We start from the raw sequence: 22,560 nt of genomic DNA, 5'->3' as shown, positions 1-22,560 counted from the left end.
CGCAAATCGACCGGCCGGTTTTTTTCTTATTCCGCCGCCAAAGCCAATTGCGGCCGCTCGATGCCTTCGATCTCTCCTGGCTCAGGGGCCTGCTCGTCGGTCTTCACCTTCTTCGGCTCGCGGCCGAAGAAGAGCGCATAGCCCGCCGGCAGCACCAGGATGGTGAGCACGGTCGCGACCAGAATGCCGCCCATCATGGCATAGGCGAGCGGCCCCCAGAACACGGCGCGCGAGATCGGGATCAGTGCCAGCACCGCGGTCATCGCCGTCAGTACGATCGGCCTGAAGCGGCGCACCGCCGAGCCGATGATCGCTTCGGAACGGTCCATGCCCCTGGCGATGTCCTGGTCGATCTGGTCGACCAGGATGATCGAGTTGCGCATGATGATGCCGAGCAGCGCGATAACGCCGAGGATGGCGACGAAGCCGAATGGCGCGCCGCTGATCAGCAGAGCGGCGGCAGCACCGATGATGCCGAGCGGGCCCGTCGCCAGCACCAGCATCGCCTTGCCGAAGTTCTGCAGCTGGATCATCAGCAGCACGACGATGACGGCCAGCATGATCGGCGCCTTGGCGGCAATCGAAGCCTGGCTTTCAGCCGAATCCTCGGCCCCGCCCTGAATCTCGATCTTGTAACCGGGCGCCAGGCCGTCGCGCAGACCCTGCATGTCCTTGTACATCTTGGTGACGACGTCGTTGGACTGCACGCCGTCGGGCAATGTGGCGCGCACCGAGATGGTCGGCAGGCGGTCGCGGCGCCACTCTATGCCTTGCTCCAGCACAGGCATGACCTTGGCGACCTGCGACAGCGGAACGAAGCCGCCGAAATCGGTCGGGATATAGACCGAGTCGACCGAGGACAGCAGGCTGCGGCTGGCATCCGGCTCGCGGGCGACGATGGACACCGTCTCCTCGCCGTCACGGAAATCGTCGAGCGGCGCGCCGGACATCGCGGCCTGCAGCATCTGGCGGATGCGCTGCGAGGTGACGCCGAGCGCACGGGCGCGATCCTGATCGATGACCAGCTTCATCGCCGGCACCGGCTCCAGCCAGTCGTCATGGACGGCGCCAAGCAGCGGATCCTCGCGGAACTTCGCCTTCACCTGGTCTGCGATGCGGCGCACCTCCTGACGATCCGGACCCATGACGCGCATCTGCACGGGCCAGCCGGTCGGCGGTCCGAGGAACAGGCGGTCGACCTTGGCACGGATCGACGGGAAATCCTGCGCCAGAACCGTGCGCAGCTTGACGATCAGCCGCTCGCGGGCCGGCTCGTCATTGGCCATGACAAGCATCTGGGCGAAATTCGGGTTGCGCAGTTGCTGGTCGAGCGGCAGGAAGAAGCGCGGGGCGCCCTCGCCGATATAGGTGGCGATGAAACGCTTGTCCTTGTCGTCCATCATCTTGGCTTCCAGGGCCTTGGCCTGCGTCTCGACTTCCTTGATCGAGGTGCCTTCCGGCAGCCAGAGGTCGACGAGGATTTCGGGCCGCGACGATTGCGGGAAGAAGTTCTGCGGAATGAACTGGAAGGCCCACAGGCTGGTGCCGAAAGTCACCAGCGTCATCACCAGCACGATGATGCGGTGACGCACCGCCCAGCCGACGGTCGAGCGAAGCCGGCGATAGAAACGCGTGTCGAAGGCGTCGTGGTGGGTGCCGGCATGCTTGCGCTGCTTGAGGATCATATGCCCCAGCCACGGCGTGAAATAGACCGCCACGAACCACGACACGATCAGCGCGATGCCGACGACATAGAACAGGGTGCGCACATATTCGCCAGCCGTCGAGGCGGCGAAGCCGACCGGGATGAAGCCGGCGGTGGTGATCAGCGTGCCGGTCAGCATCGGGAAGGCGGTCGAGGAATAGGCGAAGCTCGCCGCCTCGATCTTGACCAACCCCTCCTCGAGCTTCCGCTCCATCATCTCGACGACGATCATGGCGTCGTCGACGAGCAAGCCGAGCGCGATGATCAGCGCGCCCAGCGAAATGCGCTGCAGGTCGATGCCGATTTCATACATGATGGCGAATGTGGCGGCGAGCACCAGCGGTATGGCGATGGCGATCACCAGGCCCGAGCGCCAGCCGATCGACAGGAACGAGACGACGAGCACGATCAGCAGCGCCTCGCCGAGCGCATGCATGAATTCGGCGACCGCGTCCGTGACGACGCCCGGCTGGTCGGAAATCTGGTCGACCGAAACGCCATAGGGCAGCGCTTCCTCGAAGTGCTTGTAGGTCGCCTCGACATCCTTGCCGACATCGGTGACTTTAAAACCCTTGGCCATGACGACGCCAAGCTGCACGCTGTCGTGGCCATTGAAGCGGTATTTGCGCTGGAAGGGATCTTCCAGCCCCGAAGTGACGGTGGCGATGTCGCCCAGCCGGGTCACCTGGCCGCCGGCGCGCAGGCGCAATTCCCTGATGTCGGCGGCCTTGGCGACGTCGCCTTCGACGGAGATGCGCACCGAATTGACGCCGGTATCGACGGAGCCGGCTGGATCGACGTTGTTCTGGCCCTTGATCGCGTTCTGCAGGTCGGTCAGCGTCAGGCCGCGTTCGGCCAGCGCCTTGGACGAGACGTCGATATAGAGTTTTTCCGGCTGGTCGCCGATGATGACGGCCTTTTCGACGCCTGATGTCGTCAACAGCATGTCGCGCGCCTGGATGGCGAACTTCTTCAGCTCCGGATAGGAGAAGCCGTCGCCGCTGATCGAATGCAGCGTGATGAAGGTGTCGCCGAACTCGTCGTTGAAATAGGGGCCGAGCAGGCCCTGCGGCAGGTCGCCCTGGATATCGCCGACCTTCTTGCGCACCTGATAGAAGGCATCCGTCACTTCAGCGGCGTTGGTGTCGCCCTTGATCTGGACGGTGATGATGGCGCTGCCGGCGCGGGTGAAGGAGCGCACGAAGTCGAGATGCGGCGTCTCCTGCAATTTGCGCTCGATCTTGTTGACGACCTGGTCTTCCATCTCCTGGATCGAGGAGCCCGGCCAGATCGCCTGCACGACCATGACGCGGAAGGTGAAATCGGGATCCTCCTTCTGGCCCATGCGCATCAGGCCGAGCGCGCCGGCGATGATGATCAGCCCGAATAGGAAGCGCGCAATGGAGGGATGGCCAATTGCCCAACGAGAGAGATTGAAGGGCCGCTTTTCTTCAGTGGAGGTCGTCATCGGTGCTGGTCCACTTTGCTTGGTTGCCGGCGCCCTTGTGCTTCGAGGAAGGTGCTTCGAAGCAGCGCGGCGCGCGAAACGAAATCATCTGCGTTCGATACTGGTTTCCGGGCGGCGTCGCTCTTCGAGCGGAGAGACACTCATCGCGGTGGGACGCGAGGATCGATGCGGGGGTACATCGGCCTTGACGTCTCGACCTTCGGGCACGCCGCCCGGAAACCTGCGGCCGCGGGAACGCGCGGCCGATCTGTCTGTCGTCAGCGCAGCTTGCTGGCGTCCTCGCCTTCGGCCGAGGCGGACTGCTGTGTGACGCCGCCGGCGAGTTTCACCTTCAGGTCCTCGGTCATGAACTGCGTACCGGCGGCGACCACGATATCGCCCGGTTTCAATCCCTCCGCCACGCGCACGCCGTCGGCGGCGAACTCGGCGACCTTGACTGGACGGGCATGAACCGTGTCGGCGCCGCGATCGACCGTCCAGACGATCGACTGGCTGTCTTTCTCGGCGAGCGCGCTCAGTGGGATAGAGACGAGCTGCTTTTCGTTGGCTGCCGACGCCTCGATACTGGCGGTCATGCCGAGCAGCACGCGCGGGTCGTTGGGCAGGCTGACGCGGACGGCAAAGGTGCGCGACTGCGGATCGGCGCTGCCGGCGACCTCGCGGACCTTGCCGTCGAGCGCCAGAGCGGCATCGGACCAGAAGCCCGCCTTGACGTCCTTGCCCGGCTTGAACTGCGCGATCTCCATTTCCGGAACCGCGATCAGCACTTCCTTTTCGCCATCGACCGCGACGGTGATCACCGGCGTGCCCGAGCCAACCACCTGGCCGACATCGGCGTTGACCGCGGTGACGATGCCGTCCCTGTCGGCCTTGAGGTCGGTATAGCCGACCTGGTTCCGGGCCTGGGCAAGCGTCGAGCGGGCGGAGTCCCGCGTGGCGACGGCCTGGTCAAAGGTCAGCGTCGCCTGCTCGAGCTGCGATTTCGGCGCGAAGTTCTTGGCGAAAAGCTGCTCGGCGCGCTTGCGGGCGAGTTCGACGGTCTCGACCTGACGTTCTGAGGCATCCAGCGCGGCCTGCGCGCTCTTGACCGACAGGTCATAGTCTGAGGGATCGATGCGGGCGAGCACATCGCCAGGCGCCACGTGCTGGCCGATGTCGACGAGACGCTCGGTGATCTTGCCGTTGACCCGGAACCCCAGTGTGCTCTCGGTGCGGGCGCGCACCGATCCGGAATAGGACAGCGTGCGGGTGTCATGCGCCTTCGCGATCTCGACGACCTTGACCGGGCGGATGATGTCCTTCACCTCCGCCTTTTCCTGCGAGCAGCCGGCAAGCCCAAGCGATGCGATGATCAGGCCGGCGGCTGGCAGCTTGCGAAGGATGGAACTGGGCAAAAACATCTTGATACTCCCGACTGGAGGCGGACGGTCGACACCGGCACCGGCTGGCGGCGGCTATTTCAAGGCTCTGATGGCGTAATCGATGAGCTCGTCGGGCATCGCCCGATTGGTCTTGGCGAGGCACTGCGCCACCATCTGCGGATGGCACAGGATGACGGTGGCGGCACCGAAACAGCGCGATGCGGTCACCGGGTCCTGTTTCCTGAACTCGCCGGCCTCGATGCCCTCGCGGATTACCTCGGCGAAGAGATCGTGGATGCTGTCGACATGCTTGTCGATGACGCCCCAGTCGCGCTCGAGGGCGACGATGACCATCTCGTGGACCTTCTGGTCGTCGAGCATGACCTCCATCGTCATCTTGTACTGCGCATGCACGTAACGCCGCAGCCGCTCCTCGGCGCTGATCGGCAGGTGCATGATCTCGTAGGCCATCTTGTAGCTGGCGCCGAGCATCCGGCCACAGACGGCCTGGTGGATTTCGACCTTGGAGGCAAAGAAACGATAGATGTTGGCCGGCGACATGCCGAGTTCGCGGGCAATGTCGGCGACATTGGTCTTGCCGTAGCCATAGTGCCGGAACAGGCGCTCGGCGCAATCGAGAATGCGCGTCACATTTTCCTGGCGGGCGACGTCGGCGACGATGTTGGCGGCTTCGGACATAGCTCTCTGTCAAATAACGAGTGACGAATTTCGATTTTCATCACTCGTAAATCGAAAGGGGCACTCTGTCAACACGGATTCGACGTACGCGTACGATAGGTGACAAATGGTGACATCCCATAGACGTCACAAGACGCCCCCAGGATGCGGGCCTCTGAAAATAATTCTCTCGAAAAGGCCCACGGAGGGCTTCAGGCGACCTTGGCCATTTCCCGCAGCCGGAATTTCTGGATCTTGCCGGTCGAGGTCTTCGGTATTTCGGCGAAGATCACCGCCTTTGGCACCTTGAAGCGGGCGAGCAACACCCGGCAGTGCTCTATCATCTCGGCCTCGCTCGCCTCCTTGCCCGGCTTCAGCTCGACATAGGCGACAGGCACCTCGCCCCACTTGTCGTCATGGCGTGCGACGACGCCGCAGGAGGCGACGGCGGGATGCTTGTAGAGCGCGTCCTCGACCTCGATCGAGGAAATGTTCTCGCCACCGGAGATGATGATGTCCTTGGAGCGGTCCTTGAGCTGGATGTAGCCGTCTGGGTGCATGACCCCGAGATCGCCCGAGTGGAACCAGCCGCCGGCGAAAGCCTCGTCCGTTGCCTTGCGGTTCTTCAGGTAACCCTTCATGACGATGTTGCCGCGGAACATGACCTCGCCGATGGTTTCGCCGTCGGCGGGCGTTTCGGCCATGGTTTCGGGATCCATCACCGTCAGGCCTTCGAGCGCGGCATAGCGCACGCCCTGCCGTGCCTTCTTGCCCGCCCTCGCCCCTTTGTCGAGTGCGTCCCAGCCATTATGCCATTCGTTGACGACAGCCGGACCGTAGGTCTCGGTCAACCCGTAGAGATGGGTGACGGCGAAGCCGGCATCGGCCATGCCCGACAGCACGGCTTCGGGCGGCGGCGCGGCAGCCGTGTTGAAGGTGACCGTCTGCGCAAACGCGCGCTTGTCCTCATCCCTGGCGTTGATCAGCACCGACATGACGACCGGCGCCCCGCACAGATGCGTGACGCCATGGTCGGCAATGGCGTCGTAGATCGGCTTCGGCCGCACCCAGCGCAGGCAGACATGCGTGCCGGCCTGGACGGCCAGCGTCCAGGGAAAACACCAGCCATTGCAGTGGAACATCGGCAAGGTCCAGAGATAGACGGCGTGCTTCGCCATGCCGGCATGGATGGTGTTGGTGTAGGCCATCAGGGCAGCACCACGGTGGTGATAGACGACGCCCTTGGGATTGCCTGTCGTGCCCGACGTGTAGTTGAGCGAGATGGCATCCCATTCGTCGTCGGGCATCGACCAGGCGAACTCCTCGTCGCCATTGGCGACAAAGGCCTCGTAGTCCACCGTGCCGACCCGCTCGCCTTTCGGGTGGGGCGCATCAGCGGCGTAATCGGGATCGTCGTAGTCGATGACCAGCGGCTTGACCTTGGCCAGACCGAGCGCTTCTCGCACGACCCCGGAAAACTCGCGGTCGACGATCAGCACCTTGGTCTCGGCGTGGTCGAGCTGGAAGGCGATGACCGCGGCATCGAGGCGCGTGTTGAGCGAATGCAGCACGGCCTTGGTCATTGGCACGCCGAAATGCGCCTCCAGCATCGGCGGCGTGTTCGACAGCATGACCGACACCGTATCGCCCTTGCCGATGCCGTGCCTGTGCAGCGCCGAGGCGAGCTTCAGGGAGCGGCGCCAGAAGGCGCGGTAGCTGATGCGCTGCCTGCCGTGAATGATGGCAATATGGTCGGGATAGGTTTTAGCCGCGCGCTCCAGATAGGTGAGCGGCGTCAACGGCTGGTGGTTGGCGGCGTTCCTGTCGAGATCCTGTTCGTAGGGATTGGCCATCCCATCCTCCCCAAAGTCTTTTCGAGCTTTCTAACCCCAGGTTCGTCGTCACGCTATCCCCCTGGATGGCTGAAAATGCTATGCTGCGGCGACTTGCTGGAATGGTGATCTGCATCGAGCCGCGGCGGCAGAAGATCGCTTCCTGTCGATCCAAATTTGACTTTTGTCGAGAGCCGTGACTATTGTCAGCCAAGGAGGTGGCATGGCGATCCGACCGGCAGAACAGCTCATTCACAAGGCGGCCTGGCTTTACTATGCCCATGGGCTTCGGCAGGACGAAGTGGCCAATCAGCTCAACATTTCGCGCGCCTCCGTCGCCATGTATCTGCGCAAGGCGCGCGAGACTGGCATCGTCAACATCTCGACCTCGACGCAGCTCTTCACCGACGACGTCATGGCGCGCAGGCTGGAAGACGCCCTGAAGCTCGACGCCGTCTGGATCGCGCCTGAAAACGCCTATCTCGCCGACCCGTCGACCGATATCGCGGTGCTGGCGGCAAGCGTGTTCCTGGAACTCGTCAGGAAAGGCGACCGCATCGGCGTTGCCTGGGGCCGCACCGTCTACACCATCGCCGACATCATGTCCTATGCCGACCTGCAGGACGTCACCGTGGTGCAGCTCTGCGGCAATCTCGGCGCGCCCTACTCCTACCGGCCCGACCAGTGCACGATGGAAATCGCGCGCCGGCTCAACGCCAAGGGCCTCAACTTCTACGCACCCCTGGTGCTGTCGACCGAGGCACTGGCGCAAGGCCTGCGCGCCGAGCCGGTGATCCGCGACCAGCTTGCTGGGATCAGCGACTGCGATCTTGCGCTCTACTCCATCGGCGCGGTCGATGCCGACAGCCATCTGGTGAAGTGTGGCGCGCTGACGGCAGCCGAGATGGCGGCACTGCGCAAGGAAGGTGCGGCCGGTGTCATCGCCGGGCAGATCATCGATGCCGGTGGCGAGTTGCTCGACTGCAGCTACAACCGGCGGGTCATCTCGGCGGGGCTTGCTTCGCTGCGCGTCATCGGGAAACGGCTCATGGTCGTGCAGGAGGACAGCAAGTTCGAGCCGCTGCTCGCGGCCATCGCCGGCGGCCTCTGCACGCATCTGGTTGTCGGCGCGCATATGGCGCAGCGGCTGCTCGATCATGCCGGAACGTCAGCAGAAAAGGCATCCTGAAAATAAACCCTTTGCCGACGCATTGTCATCAAGGCGTCGCGGCATTCCTGTTTCACCACCTAAAGACAGCAACTGGACGAAGCGAACATGAAGAACCTGTGGAACGACGACGCGGCCGAAAAACTCGTTGCCGACTATGCGAAGAAGGGCGTCGGCCGCGATCTCGCCTTGCGTGTCTACACGACGCGGCTTCTAGGCGGCGTGCCACAGCTGGTCCTGCATGGCGGCGGCAACACCTCCTGCAAGATCAAGGCGACCGACCTCGTCGGCGACGAGTGGGACGTGCTGTGCGTCAAGGGCAGCGGCTGGGACATGGCCGTCATCGAGCCGCAGGGCCTGCCCGCCGTCAAGATGGGCGCGCTGCTCAAGGCGCGCAAGCTGGACAGGCTTTCCGACGAGGACATGGTCGCGCTGCAGCGGGCAAACCTGATCGACCCCGCCTCGCCCAACCCCTCGGTCGAGACGCTGCTGCATGCCTTCCTGCCGCACAAGTTCGTCGATCACACCCACTCGACCGCCATCCTGGCCATTGTCGACCAGGAAGACAGCAAGCCGCTGGTGGCAAAGGTGTTCGGAGCAAAAATGGGCTACGTGCCCTACATCATGCCGGGCTTCGATCTCGCCAAAGCGGCGGCCGATGTCTTCGACGCCGACCCAACGGTAGAAGGCCTGATCCTCGACAAGCACGGCATCTTCACCTTCGGCGACGATGCCAGGCAGGCCTACGACCGGATGATCCACTATGTGAACGTCGCCGAAGACTATGTGGCCAAGCATGCCAAGCCCAAGGTGGCAAAGGCAGCATTGCCGGCAAGGCTGGCGACGCCGGCTTCCATCGCGCCCATGCTGCGCGGCGCGGTCGCGGCGCCACGCGGCGAAGGCCGCTTCGACCGCATGATCAGCGACTTCCGCACCTCCGACTCGATCGTCGACTTCATCAATTCGGCTGACATTGCCGACTATGCCGGGCGTGGCGTGTCGACGCCGGATCTGTCGATCCGCATCAAGACCGGACCGATGGCCGTGCCGGCGCCCGATGCCGACAAGGCCGGCGACTACAAGGCCGTCATCAAGAGCCATGTCGACGCCTTCGTCAGCGATTACCGCGCCTATTTCGAGACCAATGACGCGCTCGACGACGTCAAGCGCACCATGCTCGATCCCATGCCGCGACTGACGCTGGTGCCGGGGCTCGGCATGTTCGGTCATGGCCGCACGCTGAAGGATGCCAGGATCGCATCGGACGTCGGCGAAATGTGGATCGAGGCCGTGCGCGGCGCCGAGGCGGTCGGGCGTTTCCACCCGTTGTCCAAGGCGGACCTGTTCCCGCTCGAATACTGGTCGCTGGAACAGGCCAAGCTCGCCTCCAACAAGCCGAAGCCGCTGACCGGACAGGTGGTGCTGATCACCGGCGGCGCCGGCGCGATCGGTGCGGCGACCGCAAAACTGTTCGCCGACAATGGCGCTCATGCCGTCGTTGTCGATCTCGACGCCGAAAAGGCCGCCAATGCCGCCAAACAAGCTGGCAACAATTCGATCGGTGTTGGCGCCGACATCACCGACCCGGCTCAGATGCGTGCCGCCTTCGACAAGGCGGTCGCCGTCTTCGGCGGCGTCGACATATTGGTGTCCAATGCGGGTGCCGCTTGGGAAGGCCGCATCGGCGAGCTTGACGATGCGCTGCTGCGCAAGAGCTTCGAGCTCAATTTCTTCGCCCACCAGTCGGCGGCGCAGAACGCCGTGCGCATCATGCTGGAACAGGGCACCGGCGGCGCGCTGTTGTTCAACACCTCCAAGCAAGCGGTCAATCCGGGCCCGAAATTCGGCGCTTATGGCGTGCCGAAAGCGGCGACGCTGTTCCTGTCCAGGCAATACGCGCTCGACTACGGCGCCCATGGCATCCGTTCTAATGCCGTCAATGCCGACCGCATCCGCTCCGGGCTTTTGACCGACGCGATGATTGCCAGCCGTTCGGGCGCGCGCGGCGTGTCGGAGAAGGAATACATGTCCGGCAATCTGCTCGGCCAGGAGGTGACGGCGCAGGATGTGGCGCAGGCCTTCCTGCATCACGCATTGGCCGATCGCACCACCGCCGACGTGACGACGGTCGACGGCGGCAACATCGCAGCGGCGCTGCGCTAGGCATCTCCCGACAGGCAACAAAAAGGGCGGCTCACCGGCCGCCCTTTTCCGTCCTGTACTGGCGAGCCTCACTTAGCGTTCGGGTTCGGCATCCAGGCGGGCATGGCGACATCGGCATGGGCGAACTGCGGCAGCTTGGCCGACAGGTCTTCCATGTTCTTGATGTCCTTGTCGATCAGCTCCTTCTGGGTGATCAGCGTCGGCGGCACGATGACGTTGTGGCCGGGATCTTCGCCGGCGAGCAGCTGCGCCAGCGCGCGCACCGAGACCTGGCCGACGACGGCCGGGTTGGTCGCCGCGGTCGCGGCCCAGGCACTGTCGGGCTCACGCATCGCAGCGATGTCGGACGTCGAAATGTCGGCCGAATAGATCTTGATCTTCTTGTTCAGGCCCGCTTCGTCGACGGCGATCTTCACGCCCTTGGCGAATTCGTCATAGGGGGCGAACATCACGTTGATGTCGGGGTGCGCCGACAGCACCGAGCGCGCCTGGTTGGCGACGGAGTTGGCGATCGGGTTGTCGAGCGTGCCGAACATGGCGGCCTCCTTGATGCCGGCATATTTCTTCTTCACGTCGACCCAGGTTTCGTTACGGCGGTCGAGCGGCGCAATGCCGGCGACATAGACGTAGCCCGCGTTCCAGCTTTCGCCATTGTCCTTGACCGCCTGCTCGAGCGCCAGCCGCGCCAGGTCCTTGTCCGACTGTTCGACTTGCGGGATCTTGGGGTTTTCGACATTGACGTCGAAAGCCACCACCTTGATGCCGGCGTCGACGGCACGCTGGGCGGCGTCCTTCATCGATTCCGTCAGGCCGTGCTGGATGATGATGCCCTGCACCCCGAGCGCGATGGCCTGGTCGACCATGTCGGACTGAAGCGCGGCGTCCTGGCGGCTGTCGAGCACGCGAAGGTCGATGCCAAGCGCCTTCGACTGCGCCTCGACGCCCGAGAGATAGGCCTGGAAGAAGTCGCCGGTCGAGAGATAACGCACCAGCGCGATCTTGACGCCGGGCTTGTCGAACGGCGCCGGCTTGTCCGCGGCAAATGCCCCCTGCATCAGCATGGTTGCGCCGGCCAGCCCGAGCGCCACTTTCCCCAGAACTCTTCTTGTGATGTTCACCTTGTTTTCCTCCACTTCTGTTGAACCCAAAATCCTGTCCGGCCGAATGCTAGCCCCTGCCCCTGCCCGAAAGGGCAAAGGTGAAGACAAGGGCGACGACCAGAACCACGCCCTTGACGAAATCCTGCGTGTAGTAGGGCGCGTTCATCATCGTCAGGCCTTGCAGCAAGATGCCGACGAACAGCGCGCCGATGGCGGTGCCGAAGGCGTTCGGCTTGGCGGCGCCGAGCACCGCGTAGCCGATCAGCGCCGCGGCAACCGCATCGAGCAGCAGATTATTACCCGAGGCGATGTCGCCGCGTCCAAGCCGGGCGGCGAGCAAAATGCCGCCAATGGAGGCAAAAACGCCTGAAATAACGTAGGCCCAGATCTTGTATGCCTTGACAGGCGCGCCGGCGAGTTCGGCGGCGCGCTCATTGGAGCCGACCGCATACATCATACGACCGAAGCGGGTGTATTCGAGGAAGAACCAGATCAGCACCGCCAGCACCAGAAGCACGACGACCGACACCGGAATGAGGTTCGGGATGAAGAAATCGAAGCGGTGGCGGCCGAGCGCCAGGAAGGCATCGGAGAATTTGCCGTTGGCGACCGAGCCGTCGGGCATGGTCATGCCCGTGGCGATCGAGCGGCCCTCGGTCGGGATGCGCTGCAGGCCGACCAGCAGGAACATCATGCCGAGCGTCGCCAAGAGGTCCGGCACGCGCATGTAGACGATCAGCCAGCCATTGATCAGGCCGACAAGGGCGCCGATCAGCAGGCAGACAATGACGGCCACGACCGCGTTTTGCTCCAGCACCACCATGACATAGGCCGCCGCCATCATGGCCGAGGTCGCGACCGAGCCGATCGACAGGTCGAAGCCGCCGACAACCAGCGTGGCGGTAACGCCGAGCGCCAGCACGCCGGTGATGGCGACCGACTGGAAGATGAAGACGGCACTTTGCGGCGAGACGAACCCGTCGGCGGCGATCGCGAAATAGGCGACCAATCCGAACAGCAGCACGATGAACCCATAGCGGATGGCATAGTCGCGCAGCGTCATTCGGCGCACCCCAGCGCCGCTGCCGTTTTTACCCAACTCCAACCCATGGTCTCTCCATTCCAATTCCATTCACCGCCACCCTCAGGCAGCGCTGTGCAGCGGTCCGCCGGCGACCTCGGCCAAAAGGCGGTCGAGGTCGACATCGGCATTGCGGTGTTCGCCGACGATCGTATGCTCCGACATCACCAGGATGCGATCGGCCGTCTCCAGCGCTTCGTCGAGTTCGGTGACGAACAAGAGCGTGGCACGGCCATTGGCGCTTGCCCTCAGCTTGGCGGCGATGTCGCGCCTTGCCGAAATGTCGACGCCCTGGAACGGCTCGTCGAGGATGAACAGCGCGGCATTCTGCGCCATCCAGCGGGCGACCATCACCTTCTGCTGGTTGCCGCCGGACAGCGCCGACATCTCGTCCTTCTCCGAGCGGCAGACTATGGCCAGTTGCTCGATCTGCCGGTGCGCGGTGGCGCGTTCGAGGCGGCGTTTGAGCACGCTGAAATTCGACATACGCTTCAGGAAAGGCAGGCTGACATTGCGCTCGATGTTGAAGCCACCGATGATGCCGCTGCTGGCGCGATCCTTGGCGACGAGAAACACGCCGGCGGCGATCGCGTCGCCCGCCGAGCGCGGCGCGTAAGGCTTGCCGTTCATCGTCATGGTGCCGGCGAGCGGCCGGCGCACACCGAACAACGTTTCGGCAAGAGCGGTCTTGCCGACGCCAACGAGGCCGGTGATGGCGACGACCTCGCCATCGCCAAGCGTCAGCGAGATCGGCCGGGCACCCTGCGCGATGCGCAGCCCCTCGATGGCCAGGACCGCCCTGGCCGAACTCCTGGCGACGATCTGGTCGAGATGGATCTTGCGGCCGAGCATGGCGTTGACCGCGCCTTCATAGTCGAGCGGCTTGGTGTCGAAGGCGCCCGAGACGACACCATCGCGCATCGAGACGATGCGGTCGGCGAGCCGCCTGATATCCGACATGCGGTGCGAGATATAGAGGATCGCCACGCCTTGCTCGCGCAGCCGGTCGACTAGCGCGAACAGCCTGTCGGCTTCGGCACTGGAGAGCGATGAGGTCGGCTCATCGAGGATCAGCACTTTCGGCTGGTGCGCCAGCGCTCGGGCAATCGCCACCATCTGGCGGTCGGCCAGCGACAGATCGCTGACGCGTGCCTTGAGATCGATGGCCAACCCCATGCGATCGGCGACCGCCTTGGCTTCGCGGCGCACGCGGACGGGGTTGAACAGGGTCGGCACGCCTTTGCCGCTCAGCCTGTCGAGCGTGAGATTGGTGGCGACATCGAGGTCGGCGACAACACCGTCATTGATGTTCTGGTGCACGGTGACGACGCCGGCGCGGATCGCTTCCGCCGGCGTGTTCGGTGCGAAGTCCTGGCCGGCGAGCGTCATGGTGCCGCCGCCACGCTCGTAGACGCCGCTGACGATCTTGACGAGGGTGGATTTGCCGGCGCCGTTGGCGCCCATCAGCACGGTCACTTCACCGGCATGAAGGTCCAGCGCGATGCCGCCAAGCACCTCGTTGCGGCCAAAGGATTTCCTCAGTCCCTCTACGCGGAACACGGCATTGCCGACCATGCGTTCCTCCCTGACGACGACGCTATGGTCAATATCGGCAATTGTCAACACGATTGACAATTGCCAGACAGCTTCCTAGCTTGGCCCCGCCGCCAAGGCTCCCTTATGATCGGAGCACACAGGCGGGAGGGACGAGGATGACTGGGAAATTGCCGTTCGAAGCATTGTCGGTGGAGACGCTCGCAACACGTCTCGGCACGAACGAAGCGCTGTGCGCGAAGATCGGCGGGGACGCGAGCGCCTGGAAAGTCCGCGAAGTCGGGGACGGCAATCTGAACCTGGTGTTCATCGTCGAAGGCGCCAGTGGCGGCGCCATCGTTAAGCAGGCCCTGCCCTATGTCCGCCTCGTCGGCGACAGCTGGCCGCTGCCCCTGAAGCGCTCCTTCTTCGAGTATCACGCGCTGACCCGGCAGGAGGCGCGCGCGCCGGGCTCGGTGCCGGCGATCTATTACTTCGACGAGACCCAGGCGCTGATCATCATGGAATATCTGTCGCCGCACATCATCCTGCGGCGGGCGCTGATCGAGGGCCGGCAGTTGCCGAACATTGCCCGGGATATCGGCCTGTTCATGGCCCGCACCCTGTTCCGGGGTTCCGATCTGTCGATGGCGACCAAAGAGCGCAAGGCCGACCTGGCGCTGTTCGCGGACAATGTCGAACTCTGCGACATCACCGAGAATCTCGTATTCTCAGACCCCTACTTCGACGCCAAGATGAACCGCCACACCAGCCCGCAGCTCGACGCGTTGGTTGCCGAGTTGCGGGCCGACCGCGACCTCAAGGTCGAGGCACAGCGGCTGAAGCATATCTTCGCCGCCAATGCCGAGACGCTTCTTCATGGCGACCTGCACTCCGGCTCGATCATGGTCACCGACCAGGAAACGCGGATGATCGATCCGGAATTCGCCTTCTACGGTCCGATGGCGTTCGACGTCGGCATGCTACTCGCCAATTTCTGGATGTCCTTCTTCTCGCAACGCGGGCATGAGCAGAACGGCAAGCGCGACGCCATGCGCGCCTATCTGCTCGATGTCGTCGTCGAGACCTGGGCGGTGTTTCGCGCCGAGTTCTCGCATTTGTGGCGCAGCGAGCGCACCGGCATGCTCTACCAGAAGAGCCTGTTCGAGGATCAGGGCGACATACTCGCCGCCGAGCAGGCGCTCGACCATGTGCTGCACCAGATCTGGACCGATCTGCTCGGTTTTGCCGGCATCGAGGTGCACAGACGCATCCTTGGCCTCGCCCACAATGCCGACTTCGAGACCATTGCCGAGGAAGACCTACGCGCCAGTTGTGAGGCGAAGGCGCTGAAATTCGGCCGCCACATCGCCGTCAACCGGCACCAGATTCACAGCATCGACGAGGTCAACAACCTGGCCGCGCTGATCGAACAGGAGAACAGCATTTGAACGTCGGCGACCGCCACTATCGGACCATCTGGCTCAGCGGCGACGGCCGCTCGGTGGAGATCATCGACCAGCGCTGGCTGCCGCATGAATTCCGCATCGAGAAGCTCGGCACGGTCGCCGGCGTCGCCACCGCGATCCGGGACATGTGGGTGCGCGGCGCACCGCTGATCGGAGTCACCGCGGCCTATGGCGTCGCCATGCAGATGACGGATGACGCATCCGACGAAGCGCTCGATGCCGTCTGGGAAACACTGCACGAGACACGACCGACGGCGATCAACCTGCGCTGGGCGCTGGACGAGATGCGGCGTTTCCTGCGGCCGTTGCCGCCAGAAAAACGCGCCACGGCCGCCTACCGGCGCGCCAGTGAAATCGCCGACGAGGACGTTGGGCTGAACCGCGCCATTGGCAAGAACGGCCTTGAAATCATCAAGGCGATCGCGGCGCGCAAACAGCCGGGCGAGACGGTCAATATCCTCACCCACTGCAATGCCGGCTGGCTGGCGACCGTCGACTACGGCACAGCCACTTCACCCATCTATCTCGCCGTCGAGGCCGGCATTCCAGTCCATGTCTATGTCGATGAAACACGCCCACGCAACCAGGGTGCCCAACTGACCGCCTGGGAGATGGCCGGCCACGGCGTGCCGCACACGCTGATCGTCGACAATGCCGGCGGCCATCTGATGCAGCGCGGCGCGATCGACATGGTCATCGTCGGCACCGACCGCACGACTGCCGATGGCGATGTCTGCAACAAGATCGGCACCTATCTGAAGGCGCTCGCCGCCGCCGACAATGACGTGCCGTTCTACGTCGCGCTGCCCTCTCCCACCATCGACTGGACAGTGGGCGACGGCCTCGCTGAAATCCCGATCGAGGAGCGCTCGGGCGACGAGGTGTCGCTGGTCTGGGGCAAAACCGCCAAGGGCGAGATCGCCCAGGTGCGTGTGTCGCCCGAAGCGACGCCGGCAAGGAACCCCGCCTTCGACGTGACGCCGGCACGACTGGTGACCGGACTGATCACCGAGCGTGGCATCGCCAAGGCCTCGCGCGAAGGGCTGAGGGCGATGTTCCCCGAGCGGGGATAATCGGTTGCGCGAAGGCGCGCGTTCAGAACCAAACGTTCACGGTCCGGGCCGTGCCGCCTGGCGATCTCCAGCACGCTGACAAAGTGCGGTGAGCACCGCGGGCCGCCGCGAATAATGGTATCCATGGGCGTGTTTTGGCGGCCGGGGACCATGACGCAGGCACTCCAATCGCGGGCAGGCTAATAAGGCACGTTGATCTTCAGCGGATCGACAAGCGCCGTCGCCACCTGTTCGCCAGCCTGCACGTCCCCATCATCACCACACATACAGACCGGCGGTCTGCCGTCGGGCGCGCGGGACATCGTCCAGGATATCGTTGCTCTCCTCGATCTGGCGATGCCGGGCTGGAAAGTGCCGTCGCGACGGGCCGCCTTCTACAGCACGGGCGGCGACGGCGAGGCGGTGAAATCCGATCCGGACGCCCGAGGCGGTCCGCCCGGAATGACAGACGGATGATGATTTCCTCTTGCCAAAACGTGGTAGAGTGATCATACCAGTATATAAGGCAACGATCGGCTAAGCCATCGTTCAAGACCAGGGAGCAAGGGCTAGATGACGACGATCGCGCTGTTCGGTGCCGGCGGCAAAATGGGATACCGCCTTTCGACCAATTTCCGCGGCTCGCCCTACACAATCCGCCATGTCGAGGTCAGCGAGGCTGGGCGTGAGCGGCTGAAGACCGGACTGGGCTTCGATACGGTCAGCGCCGACGAGGCGCTGAAAGGCGCCGACGTGGTGATCCTGGCCGTGCCGGACACTCATATCGGCAAGGTCGCGGCCGGCATCGAGAGCAAGCTTGCGCCGGGCACGATGGTGATCGTGCTCGATGCCGCAGCACCCTTCGCCGGCCATTTGCCCGATCGTCCCGACCTGACCTACTTCGTCACCCATCCCTGCCATCCGCCGATCTTCAACGACGAGACCGACATGGCGGCCAAGAAGGACTATTTCGGCGGCGTCAAGGCAAAGCAGCACATGGTCAGCGCGCTGATGCAGGGACCGGAAGCCGACTATGCCAAGGGCGAGGCCATCGCCAAGATCATCTGGGCGCCGGTGATGCGCTCGCACCGCGTTTCCGTCGAACAGATGGCGCTGCTCGAGCCAGGCCTTTCGGAAACCGTGTGCGCCTCGCTGCTGGTCGTCATGAAGGAAGCGGTCGACGAGGTCGTGGCGCGCGGCGTCGACCAGCAGGCGGCGCTCGATTTCCTGCTTGGCCACATGAACGTGCTCGGCGCCGTCATCTTCGGTGAGACCCAGGGCGTGTTCTCCGATGCATGCAACAAGGCGATCGAGTTCGGCAAGCCGGTGCTGATGCGCGACGACTGGAAGCGCGTCTTCGAGCCGGAAGAGATCGCGGCCAGCATCCAGCGGATTACCTGAACGAGTCATCAGGTACATATCACCTGAATTTGTGGTTGACTCATCATACCAGTTGGCTAAATTGTTGCTGGCTCGGATCGGGCACGCTTCGCTGGGAGTTCGAGCCGGGACGAGTGGAGGATGGCGGGGAACGGGAGCGCGGATCGGCTCTGAAGAAGCCGATCGACGGCTTGAGCCGAAGTGGTCCGCATTCTCCGCGGCCTGACGAATTCAGATGCAGTCGCCTCGACGACCGAGGCACAGATTTTTCAAAGGGAGGACTTCATGAAACTGACACGCAGAATGACGCTTGCCGCCTTCGCAGGTGTGCTGGCAATCGGCACGGCGATGCCCGCCTACGCGGCCGACCTCATCGCCATCATCACCCCATCGCACGACAATCCGTTCTTCAAGGCGGAAGCCGTCGGCGCCGAAGCCAAGGCCAAGGAACTCGGCTACGAGGCGCTGGTGCTGGTGCATGACGACGACGCCAACAAGCAGTCCCAACTGATCGACACCGCGATCGGCCGCGGCGCCAAGGCGATCATCCTCGACAATGCCGGTGCCGACGCGACCGTCGCCGCTGTGCAGAAGGCCAAGGACGCCGGCATTCCCTCCTTCCTGATCGACCGCGAGATCAACGCCACCGGCGTCGCCGTGGCGCAGATCGTCTCTAACAATTACCAGGGCGCGCAGCTCGGCGCGCAGGAGTTCGTCAAGCTAATGGGCGAGAAGGGCAATTTCGTCGAGCTGGTCGGCAAGGAATCCGACACCAATGCCGGCATCCGCTCCAAGGGCTATCATGATGTCATCGACGACTATCCGGACCTGAAGATGGTCGCGCAGCAGTCGGCCAACTGGAGCCAGACCGAGGCCTATTCCAAGATGGAATCGATCCTCCAGGCCAATCCCGACATCAAGGGCGTCATCTCCGGCAACGACACGATGGCGATGGGCGCCTATGCGGCGCTCGCGGCCGCGAACCGCAAGGATGTCATCGTCGTCGGCTTCGACGGTTCGAACGACGTGCGCGATTCCATCACCTCCGGCGGCATCAAGGCGACCGTGCTGCAGCCGGCCTACGCCCAGGCGCAGATGGCGGTCGAACAGGCCAGCGACTTCATCAAGAACAAGAAGTCGCCCGAGAAGGAAAAGCAGTTGATGGACTGCGTGCTCATCAACGGCGACAATGCCGCCAAGCTCGAAACCTTCGCGCTGAAGAACTGAGCCGGCGCGCCATAATTGCGAGGGGCGGACCCAGGTTCGCCCCTCGCCTCCATTCACGTTCCGGGTGCTTTTGATCGCCATGCCGAAGACATTGACCTGGCTAACTCTCGCCGCGCTCGCTGGCCTTGGCCTGAGCGGCTGCAAGATCCTGCCGACGCCAATGGCGCGGAGCAAAAATAGTGCGCCTGCCTTCAACCCAGACAAGATGGTCGAGGACATCTGGGCCTCGAAGGTCATCCCCTATCTCGTCCAGAAGGCCGGACCGTTGGCCGAAGTCCAGGCGCTGGCGAAAACCGATCCGGCGGCGGCCGGCGCCAAATACGGCAATCCCAGGAAGCAGACGAATTCGCCATGGACCTTCGCGGTCCGAGTCGAGGGCAAGATCATCGCTGCCAACACGCAGTCGCGGGCGGGCACGATGGATATCGACGTGGACGGCGACGGCAAGGCCGATGCGCGCGTCCAGATCGGGCCGGCCATGCGCGGCACGGCGTTGCGGGACAGCCTCGATTTCGTCCAGTTCAACGACTTCACCAACCAGATCGACTTCGCCCAGTTCGGGAAGGCCTTCAACGCCTATGCCGACAAGACCGTGCTGTCCAAACTGCCGCGCGAGGCACTTGAGGGCCGGACCGCCAAGGTGCTCGGCGCTTATACGATCGAAGGCGGCCAGGAGCTGCCCCTTGTGACGCCGGCGGAGGCCGAGATCGGGCCGAGGCCATGAGCCCCGCTCACGACGTCATCCTGAAGCTGGAGGACGTCTCGAAGGTCTATGCCGGCACTGTCGCGGTCAAGCAGGCGAACTTCGAGGTGCGCAAGGGTGCCGTCAACGTGCTGGTCGGTGAAAACGGCGCCGGCAAGTCGACGCTGATGAAGATCATCGCCGGCGTCGAGCAGCCGACCGCCGGCCGCATCCTGCTCGAAGGCGAAGAGGTTTCCTTCTCCTCGTCGGGAGATGCGGTGGCGCGCGGCATCGGCATGGTGTTCCAGGAGCTGAACCTGTTCGGCAACATGACCGTCGCCGAGAATATCTTCGCCACCCGCGAGATCACCAACCGGCTGGGCAAGATCGACCGCAAGGCGCAGGAAAAGCGGGCGGGCGAATTCCTCGACCGGCTCGAGGCCGGCATCCGGCCCGACATGCTGGTCGAGGATTTGCGCATCGGCCAGCAGCAGCTGGTCGAGATCGCCAAGGCGGTTTCGCTCGACGCCAAGATCCTGATCATGGACGAGCCGACCTCGGCGCTGAGCGCGGCTGAAGTCGAAATCCTGTTCAAGGTGATCGCCGACCTCAAGGCGCGCGGCGTCGCCATCGTCTACATCTCGCACCGCCTGGAAGAACTGATCCGCATCGGCGACACCGTTACCGTGCTGCGCGACGGCCGTATCACCGGCCAAGAGGAGATGAGGAACGTCGATACGCAGTGGATCGTGCGGCAGATGATCGGCTCGGACGCCAAGGATTTCGCCAAAGCCGACGGCCATCAGCCCGGCGCGGAAATCTTCCGCGCCGAGGAGATCTGCCTGCCGCGCGTGACTGGCGGGCTGGCGGTCGACCATGTCTCGCTGGCGCTGCGCGCCGGCGAGATCCTTGGCATATATGGGTTGATGGGCGCCGGGCGCAGCGAGTTGTTCGACTGCATCATGGGCCGTCACGGCCATGCCAGCGGCAAGATCTTCATCGCCGGCAAGCAAGTGAAGGAGCGCGACACGACGCGCCGCATCCAGCGCGGGCTGGCATTGATACCGGAGGACCGTCAGCGCGAGGGGCTGGTGTCGATCCTCTCGGTCGCCAGCAATCTGACGCTGGCGAGCCTGTCGCGCTTCGTACGCCTGTTCCATATCCGGGGCGGCGCCGAGCGGCAGGCCGTTGTGCAGATGGTGCGGGAACTGGCGATCAAGGTCGCCGATCCGGCGCAGGAAGTCTCGTCGCTGTCGGGCGGCAACCAGCAGAAGGTGGTGATTGGCAAGGCGCTGCTCACCGGACCGAAGGTGCTTTTGATGGACGAACCCAGCCGCGGCATCGATGTCGGCGCCAAGGCCGACGTCTTCCGCACCATGCGCAAGCTGTCGCGCGATGGTCTCGGCATCCTGTTCGCCACCTCCGATCTCGACGAGGTGATGGCGCTGTCCGACCGCATCGCGGTGATGAGCAATGGCAGACTGACCGGCATGTTCGACCGCGCCGAGGCGACGGAAGCAGCGATCGTCGCGGCATCGGCGCTGGGCCACGGACCCACCGCACAACTTGCCCCCGCACATGGAGAGCAACGCTGATGACTGACATTCCGGCCAAGGCGGCCGCTCCTTCCGCCTCCAGCGGCTCCGCGTTGCTGACGCTGATGAAGCTTCGGACCTTCATCGCGCTGATCGCGGTGCTGGTGTTCTTCTCGATCGCCGCGCCGAACTTCCTGTCGGCGGCGAACCTGATCCTAATGGCCAAGCACGTCGCGCTCAACGCCTTCCTCGCCATGGGCATGACCTTCGTCATCATCACCGGCGGCATCGACCTTTCGGTCGGCTCGATCGTCGGCCTGTGCGGTATGGTGGCCGGCTATCTCGTGCTGAACGGCATCGACCTGCAGATCGGCTACACCGTCTATTTCAACGTCTTCGAGATCATCCTGATCACGCTTCTGGTCGGCATAACGATCGGCGCCGTCAACGGCCTGCTGATCACCAGGCTCAACGTCGCGCCCTTCATCGCCACGCTGGGCGTGCTCTATGTGGCGCGCGGTTTCGCGCTGCTGTCCTCCGACGGCCGCACCTTTCCCAACCTGGTCGGCAAGCCGGAATTGGGCACCACCGGCTTCGGCTTCCTCGGCGCTGGCCGGCTCCTCGGCCTGCCGGTGTCGATCTGGATCCTGGTCGTGGCGGCGCTGGGGGCCGCCTACCTCGCCCGCTACACCCCGCTCGGTCGCCACATCTTCGCCGTCGGCGGCAATGAGCGCGCAGCCCGGATCTCGGGCGTGCGCGTCAACATGGTCAAGATGTTCGTCTACATGTTTTCCGGCTTCTGCGCCGCGATCGTCGGCCTGATCATCTCGTCGGAGCTGATGGCTTCGCACCCGGCGACGGGCGAGAGCTTCGAACTGAACGCGATCGCGGCGGCGGTGCTCGGCGGCACCTCCATGTCTGGCGGCCGCGGCACGATCGGCGGCACCATCGTCGGCGCCTTCGTCATCGGCATCCTGTCGGACGGGCTGGTGATGATGGGGGTGAGTTCCTTCTGGCAGATGGTGATCAAGGGCCTCGTCATCATCGTCGCCGTCGTCGTCGACCAGGCGCAGCGCCGGCTTCAGCAGCGCGTCACCCTGATGCAGATGGCGAAGGCGGGCTGAGC

Annotated in this window: 16 protein-coding genes; 9 read left to right on the top strand and 7 right to left on the bottom strand. The window is 64.0% G+C overall.

Annotated elements, in window-relative coordinates:
- Positions 1–26: 26 nt before the first annotated feature.
- The 4 genes from EN808_RS14815 to EN808_RS14800 all read right to left on the bottom strand — a co-directional run bounded on the left by EN808_RS14815 (position 27) and on the right by EN808_RS14800 (position 7,065).
- The gene (locus EN808_RS14815; protein WP_127870641.1) at positions 27–3,173 is read right to left on the bottom strand and encodes an efflux RND transporter permease subunit; all 3,147 of its coding nucleotides are present in this window, start codon (positions 3,171–3,173) and stop codon (positions 27–29) included.
- A 257-nt stretch (positions 3,174–3,430) separates the two neighbouring features.
- Positions 3,431–4,573 carry an efflux RND transporter periplasmic adaptor subunit gene (locus EN808_RS14810; RefSeq protein WP_135916230.1) on the bottom strand — a complete coding sequence of 381 codons (1,143 nt, stop codon included), beginning with the start codon at positions 4,571–4,573 and terminating at the stop codon, positions 3,431–3,433.
- 54 nt (positions 4,574–4,627) lie between these two features.
- Complete coding sequence (locus EN808_RS14805; protein ID WP_127277604.1) at positions 4,628–5,233, bottom strand: TetR family transcriptional regulator; 606 nt, start codon at positions 5,231–5,233, stop codon at positions 4,628–4,630.
- Positions 5,234–5,424: 191 nt separating this feature from the next.
- Positions 5,425–7,065: an acyl-CoA synthetase gene (locus tag EN808_RS14800; RefSeq protein ID WP_135916229.1), complete on the bottom strand. Its 1,641-nt coding sequence runs from the start codon at positions 7,063–7,065 to the stop codon at positions 5,425–5,427.
- 202 nt (positions 7,066–7,267) lie between these two features.
- Here EN808_RS14800 and EN808_RS14795 point away from each other — a divergent pair, with 202 nt between their 5' ends.
- Positions 7,268–8,233, top strand: coding sequence for a sugar-binding transcriptional regulator (locus EN808_RS14795; RefSeq protein WP_127870638.1), 966 nt, complete (start codon positions 7,268–7,270; stop codon positions 8,231–8,233).
- An 87-nt stretch (positions 8,234–8,320) separates the two neighbouring features.
- Positions 8,321–10,375 carry a bifunctional aldolase/short-chain dehydrogenase gene (locus EN808_RS14790; RefSeq protein ID WP_135916228.1) on the top strand — a complete coding sequence of 685 codons (2,055 nt, stop codon included), beginning with the start codon at positions 8,321–8,323 and terminating at the stop codon, positions 10,373–10,375.
- A 68-nt stretch (positions 10,376–10,443) separates the two neighbouring features.
- Here the strand turns inward: EN808_RS14790 and EN808_RS14785 are convergent, their stop codons facing one another.
- The 3 genes from EN808_RS14785 to EN808_RS14775 all read right to left on the bottom strand — a co-directional run bounded on the left by EN808_RS14785 (position 10,444) and on the right by EN808_RS14775 (position 14,131).
- On the bottom strand, positions 10,444–11,493 hold the full coding sequence (locus EN808_RS14785) for a substrate-binding domain-containing protein (RefSeq protein WP_127277596.1): 1,050 nt from the start codon (positions 11,491–11,493) through the stop codon (positions 10,444–10,446).
- A 49-nt stretch (positions 11,494–11,542) separates the two neighbouring features.
- Positions 11,543–12,538 carry an ABC transporter permease gene (locus EN808_RS14780; protein WP_127277593.1) on the bottom strand — a complete coding sequence of 332 codons (996 nt, stop codon included), beginning with the start codon at positions 12,536–12,538 and terminating at the stop codon, positions 11,543–11,545.
- A gap of 81 nt (positions 12,539–12,619) precedes the next feature.
- Entirely contained in the window at positions 12,620–14,131 is a 1,512-nt protein-coding gene (locus tag EN808_RS14775; RefSeq protein WP_135916319.1) for a sugar ABC transporter ATP-binding protein, read from the bottom strand.
- Between the two features lie 137 nt (positions 14,132–14,268).
- Between EN808_RS14775 and mtnK the strand changes: the two genes are divergently transcribed.
- The 7 genes from mtnK (at position 14,269) to EN808_RS14740 (ending at position 22,558) form a co-directional block, all read left to right on the top strand.
- Positions 14,269–15,540 (top strand): S-methyl-5-thioribose kinase, encoded by a 1,272-nt coding sequence (gene mtnK, locus EN808_RS14770; protein WP_135916227.1) that lies wholly within the window; start codon positions 14,269–14,271, stop codon positions 15,538–15,540.
- Positions 15,537–16,631 carry an S-methyl-5-thioribose-1-phosphate isomerase gene (mtnA, locus tag EN808_RS14765; protein WP_127277213.1) on the top strand — a complete coding sequence of 365 codons (1,095 nt, stop codon included), beginning with the start codon at positions 15,537–15,539 and terminating at the stop codon, positions 16,629–16,631. The genes mtnK and mtnA overlap by 4 nt, the downstream gene beginning before the upstream one ends.
- Before the next feature lie 552 nt (positions 16,632–17,183).
- Positions 17,184–18,011, top strand: coding sequence for a phosphogluconate dehydrogenase C-terminal domain-containing protein (locus tag EN808_RS14760; RefSeq protein ID WP_127277215.1), 828 nt, complete (start codon positions 17,184–17,186; stop codon positions 18,009–18,011).
- A 264-nt stretch (positions 18,012–18,275) separates the two neighbouring features.
- The gene (locus EN808_RS14755; RefSeq protein ID WP_127277218.1) at positions 18,276–19,217 is read left to right on the top strand and encodes a D-ribose ABC transporter substrate-binding protein; all 942 of its coding nucleotides are present in this window, start codon (positions 18,276–18,278) and stop codon (positions 19,215–19,217) included.
- A 79-nt stretch (positions 19,218–19,296) separates the two neighbouring features.
- Entirely contained in the window at positions 19,297–19,941 is a 645-nt protein-coding gene (locus EN808_RS14750) for a DUF2291 family protein (RefSeq protein WP_135916226.1), read from the top strand.
- Positions 19,938–21,494 carry a sugar ABC transporter ATP-binding protein gene (locus EN808_RS14745; RefSeq protein ID WP_135865218.1) on the top strand — a complete coding sequence of 519 codons (1,557 nt, stop codon included), beginning with the start codon at positions 19,938–19,940 and terminating at the stop codon, positions 21,492–21,494. The genes EN808_RS14750 and EN808_RS14745 overlap by 4 nt, the downstream gene beginning before the upstream one ends.
- Positions 21,494–22,558, top strand: a complete 1,065-nt coding sequence (locus EN808_RS14740) for an ABC transporter permease (protein WP_127277225.1) — start codon at positions 21,494–21,496, stop codon at positions 22,556–22,558. Before EN808_RS14745 ends, EN808_RS14740 begins: the two co-directional genes overlap by 1 nt.
- The last annotated feature ends 2 nt before the right edge of the window (positions 22,559–22,560 follow it).

The sequence above is a fragment of the Mesorhizobium sp. M8A.F.Ca.ET.165.01.1.1 genome (assembly GCF_004792065.1).
Classification (GTDB): domain Bacteria; phylum Pseudomonadota; class Alphaproteobacteria; order Rhizobiales; family Rhizobiaceae; genus Mesorhizobium.
The sequence above is the reverse complement of the archived record's forward strand: the minus strand, read 5'-3'. Positions and strand labels throughout refer to the sequence as shown.

Bases quoted from the DNA above. Each gene is read 5' to 3' on its own strand.
- EN808_RS14750 (WP_135916226.1), top strand. From the start codon at position 19,297: ATGCCGAAGACATTGACCTGGCTAACTCTCGCCGCGCTCGCTGGCCTT.
- EN808_RS14800 (WP_135916229.1), bottom strand. From the start codon at position 7,065: ATGGCCAATCCCTACGAACAGGATCTCGACAGGAACGCCGCCAACCAC.
- EN808_RS14815 (WP_127870641.1), bottom strand. From the start codon at position 3,173: ATGACGACCTCCACTGAAGAAAAGCGGCCCTTCAATCTCTCTCGTTGG.
- EN808_RS14740 (WP_127277225.1), top strand. From the start codon at position 21,494: ATGACTGACATTCCGGCCAAGGCGGCCGCTCCTTCCGCCTCCAGCGGC.
- EN808_RS14790 (WP_135916228.1), top strand. From the start codon at position 8,321: ATGAAGAACCTGTGGAACGACGACGCGGCCGAAAAACTCGTTGCCGAC.
- mtnK (WP_135916227.1), top strand. From the start codon at position 14,269: ATGACTGGGAAATTGCCGTTCGAAGCATTGTCGGTGGAGACGCTCGCA.
- EN808_RS14760 (WP_127277215.1), top strand. From the start codon at position 17,184: ATGACGACGATCGCGCTGTTCGGTGCCGGCGGCAAAATGGGATACCGC.
- EN808_RS14755 (WP_127277218.1), top strand. From the start codon at position 18,276: ATGAAACTGACACGCAGAATGACGCTTGCCGCCTTCGCAGGTGTGCTG.
- EN808_RS14775 (WP_135916319.1), bottom strand. From the start codon at position 14,131: ATGGTCGGCAATGCCGTGTTCCGCGTAGAGGGACTGAGGAAATCCTTT.
- EN808_RS14780 (WP_127277593.1), bottom strand. From the start codon at position 12,538: ATGACGCTGCGCGACTATGCCATCCGCTATGGGTTCATCGTGCTGCTG.
- EN808_RS14810 (WP_135916230.1), bottom strand. From the start codon at position 4,573: ATGTTTTTGCCCAGTTCCATCCTTCGCAAGCTGCCAGCCGCCGGCCTG.
- EN808_RS14795 (WP_127870638.1), top strand. From the start codon at position 7,268: ATGGCGATCCGACCGGCAGAACAGCTCATTCACAAGGCGGCCTGGCTT.
- EN808_RS14805 (WP_127277604.1), bottom strand. From the start codon at position 5,233: ATGTCCGAAGCCGCCAACATCGTCGCCGACGTCGCCCGCCAGGAAAAT.
- EN808_RS14745 (WP_135865218.1), top strand. From the start codon at position 19,938: ATGAGCCCCGCTCACGACGTCATCCTGAAGCTGGAGGACGTCTCGAAG.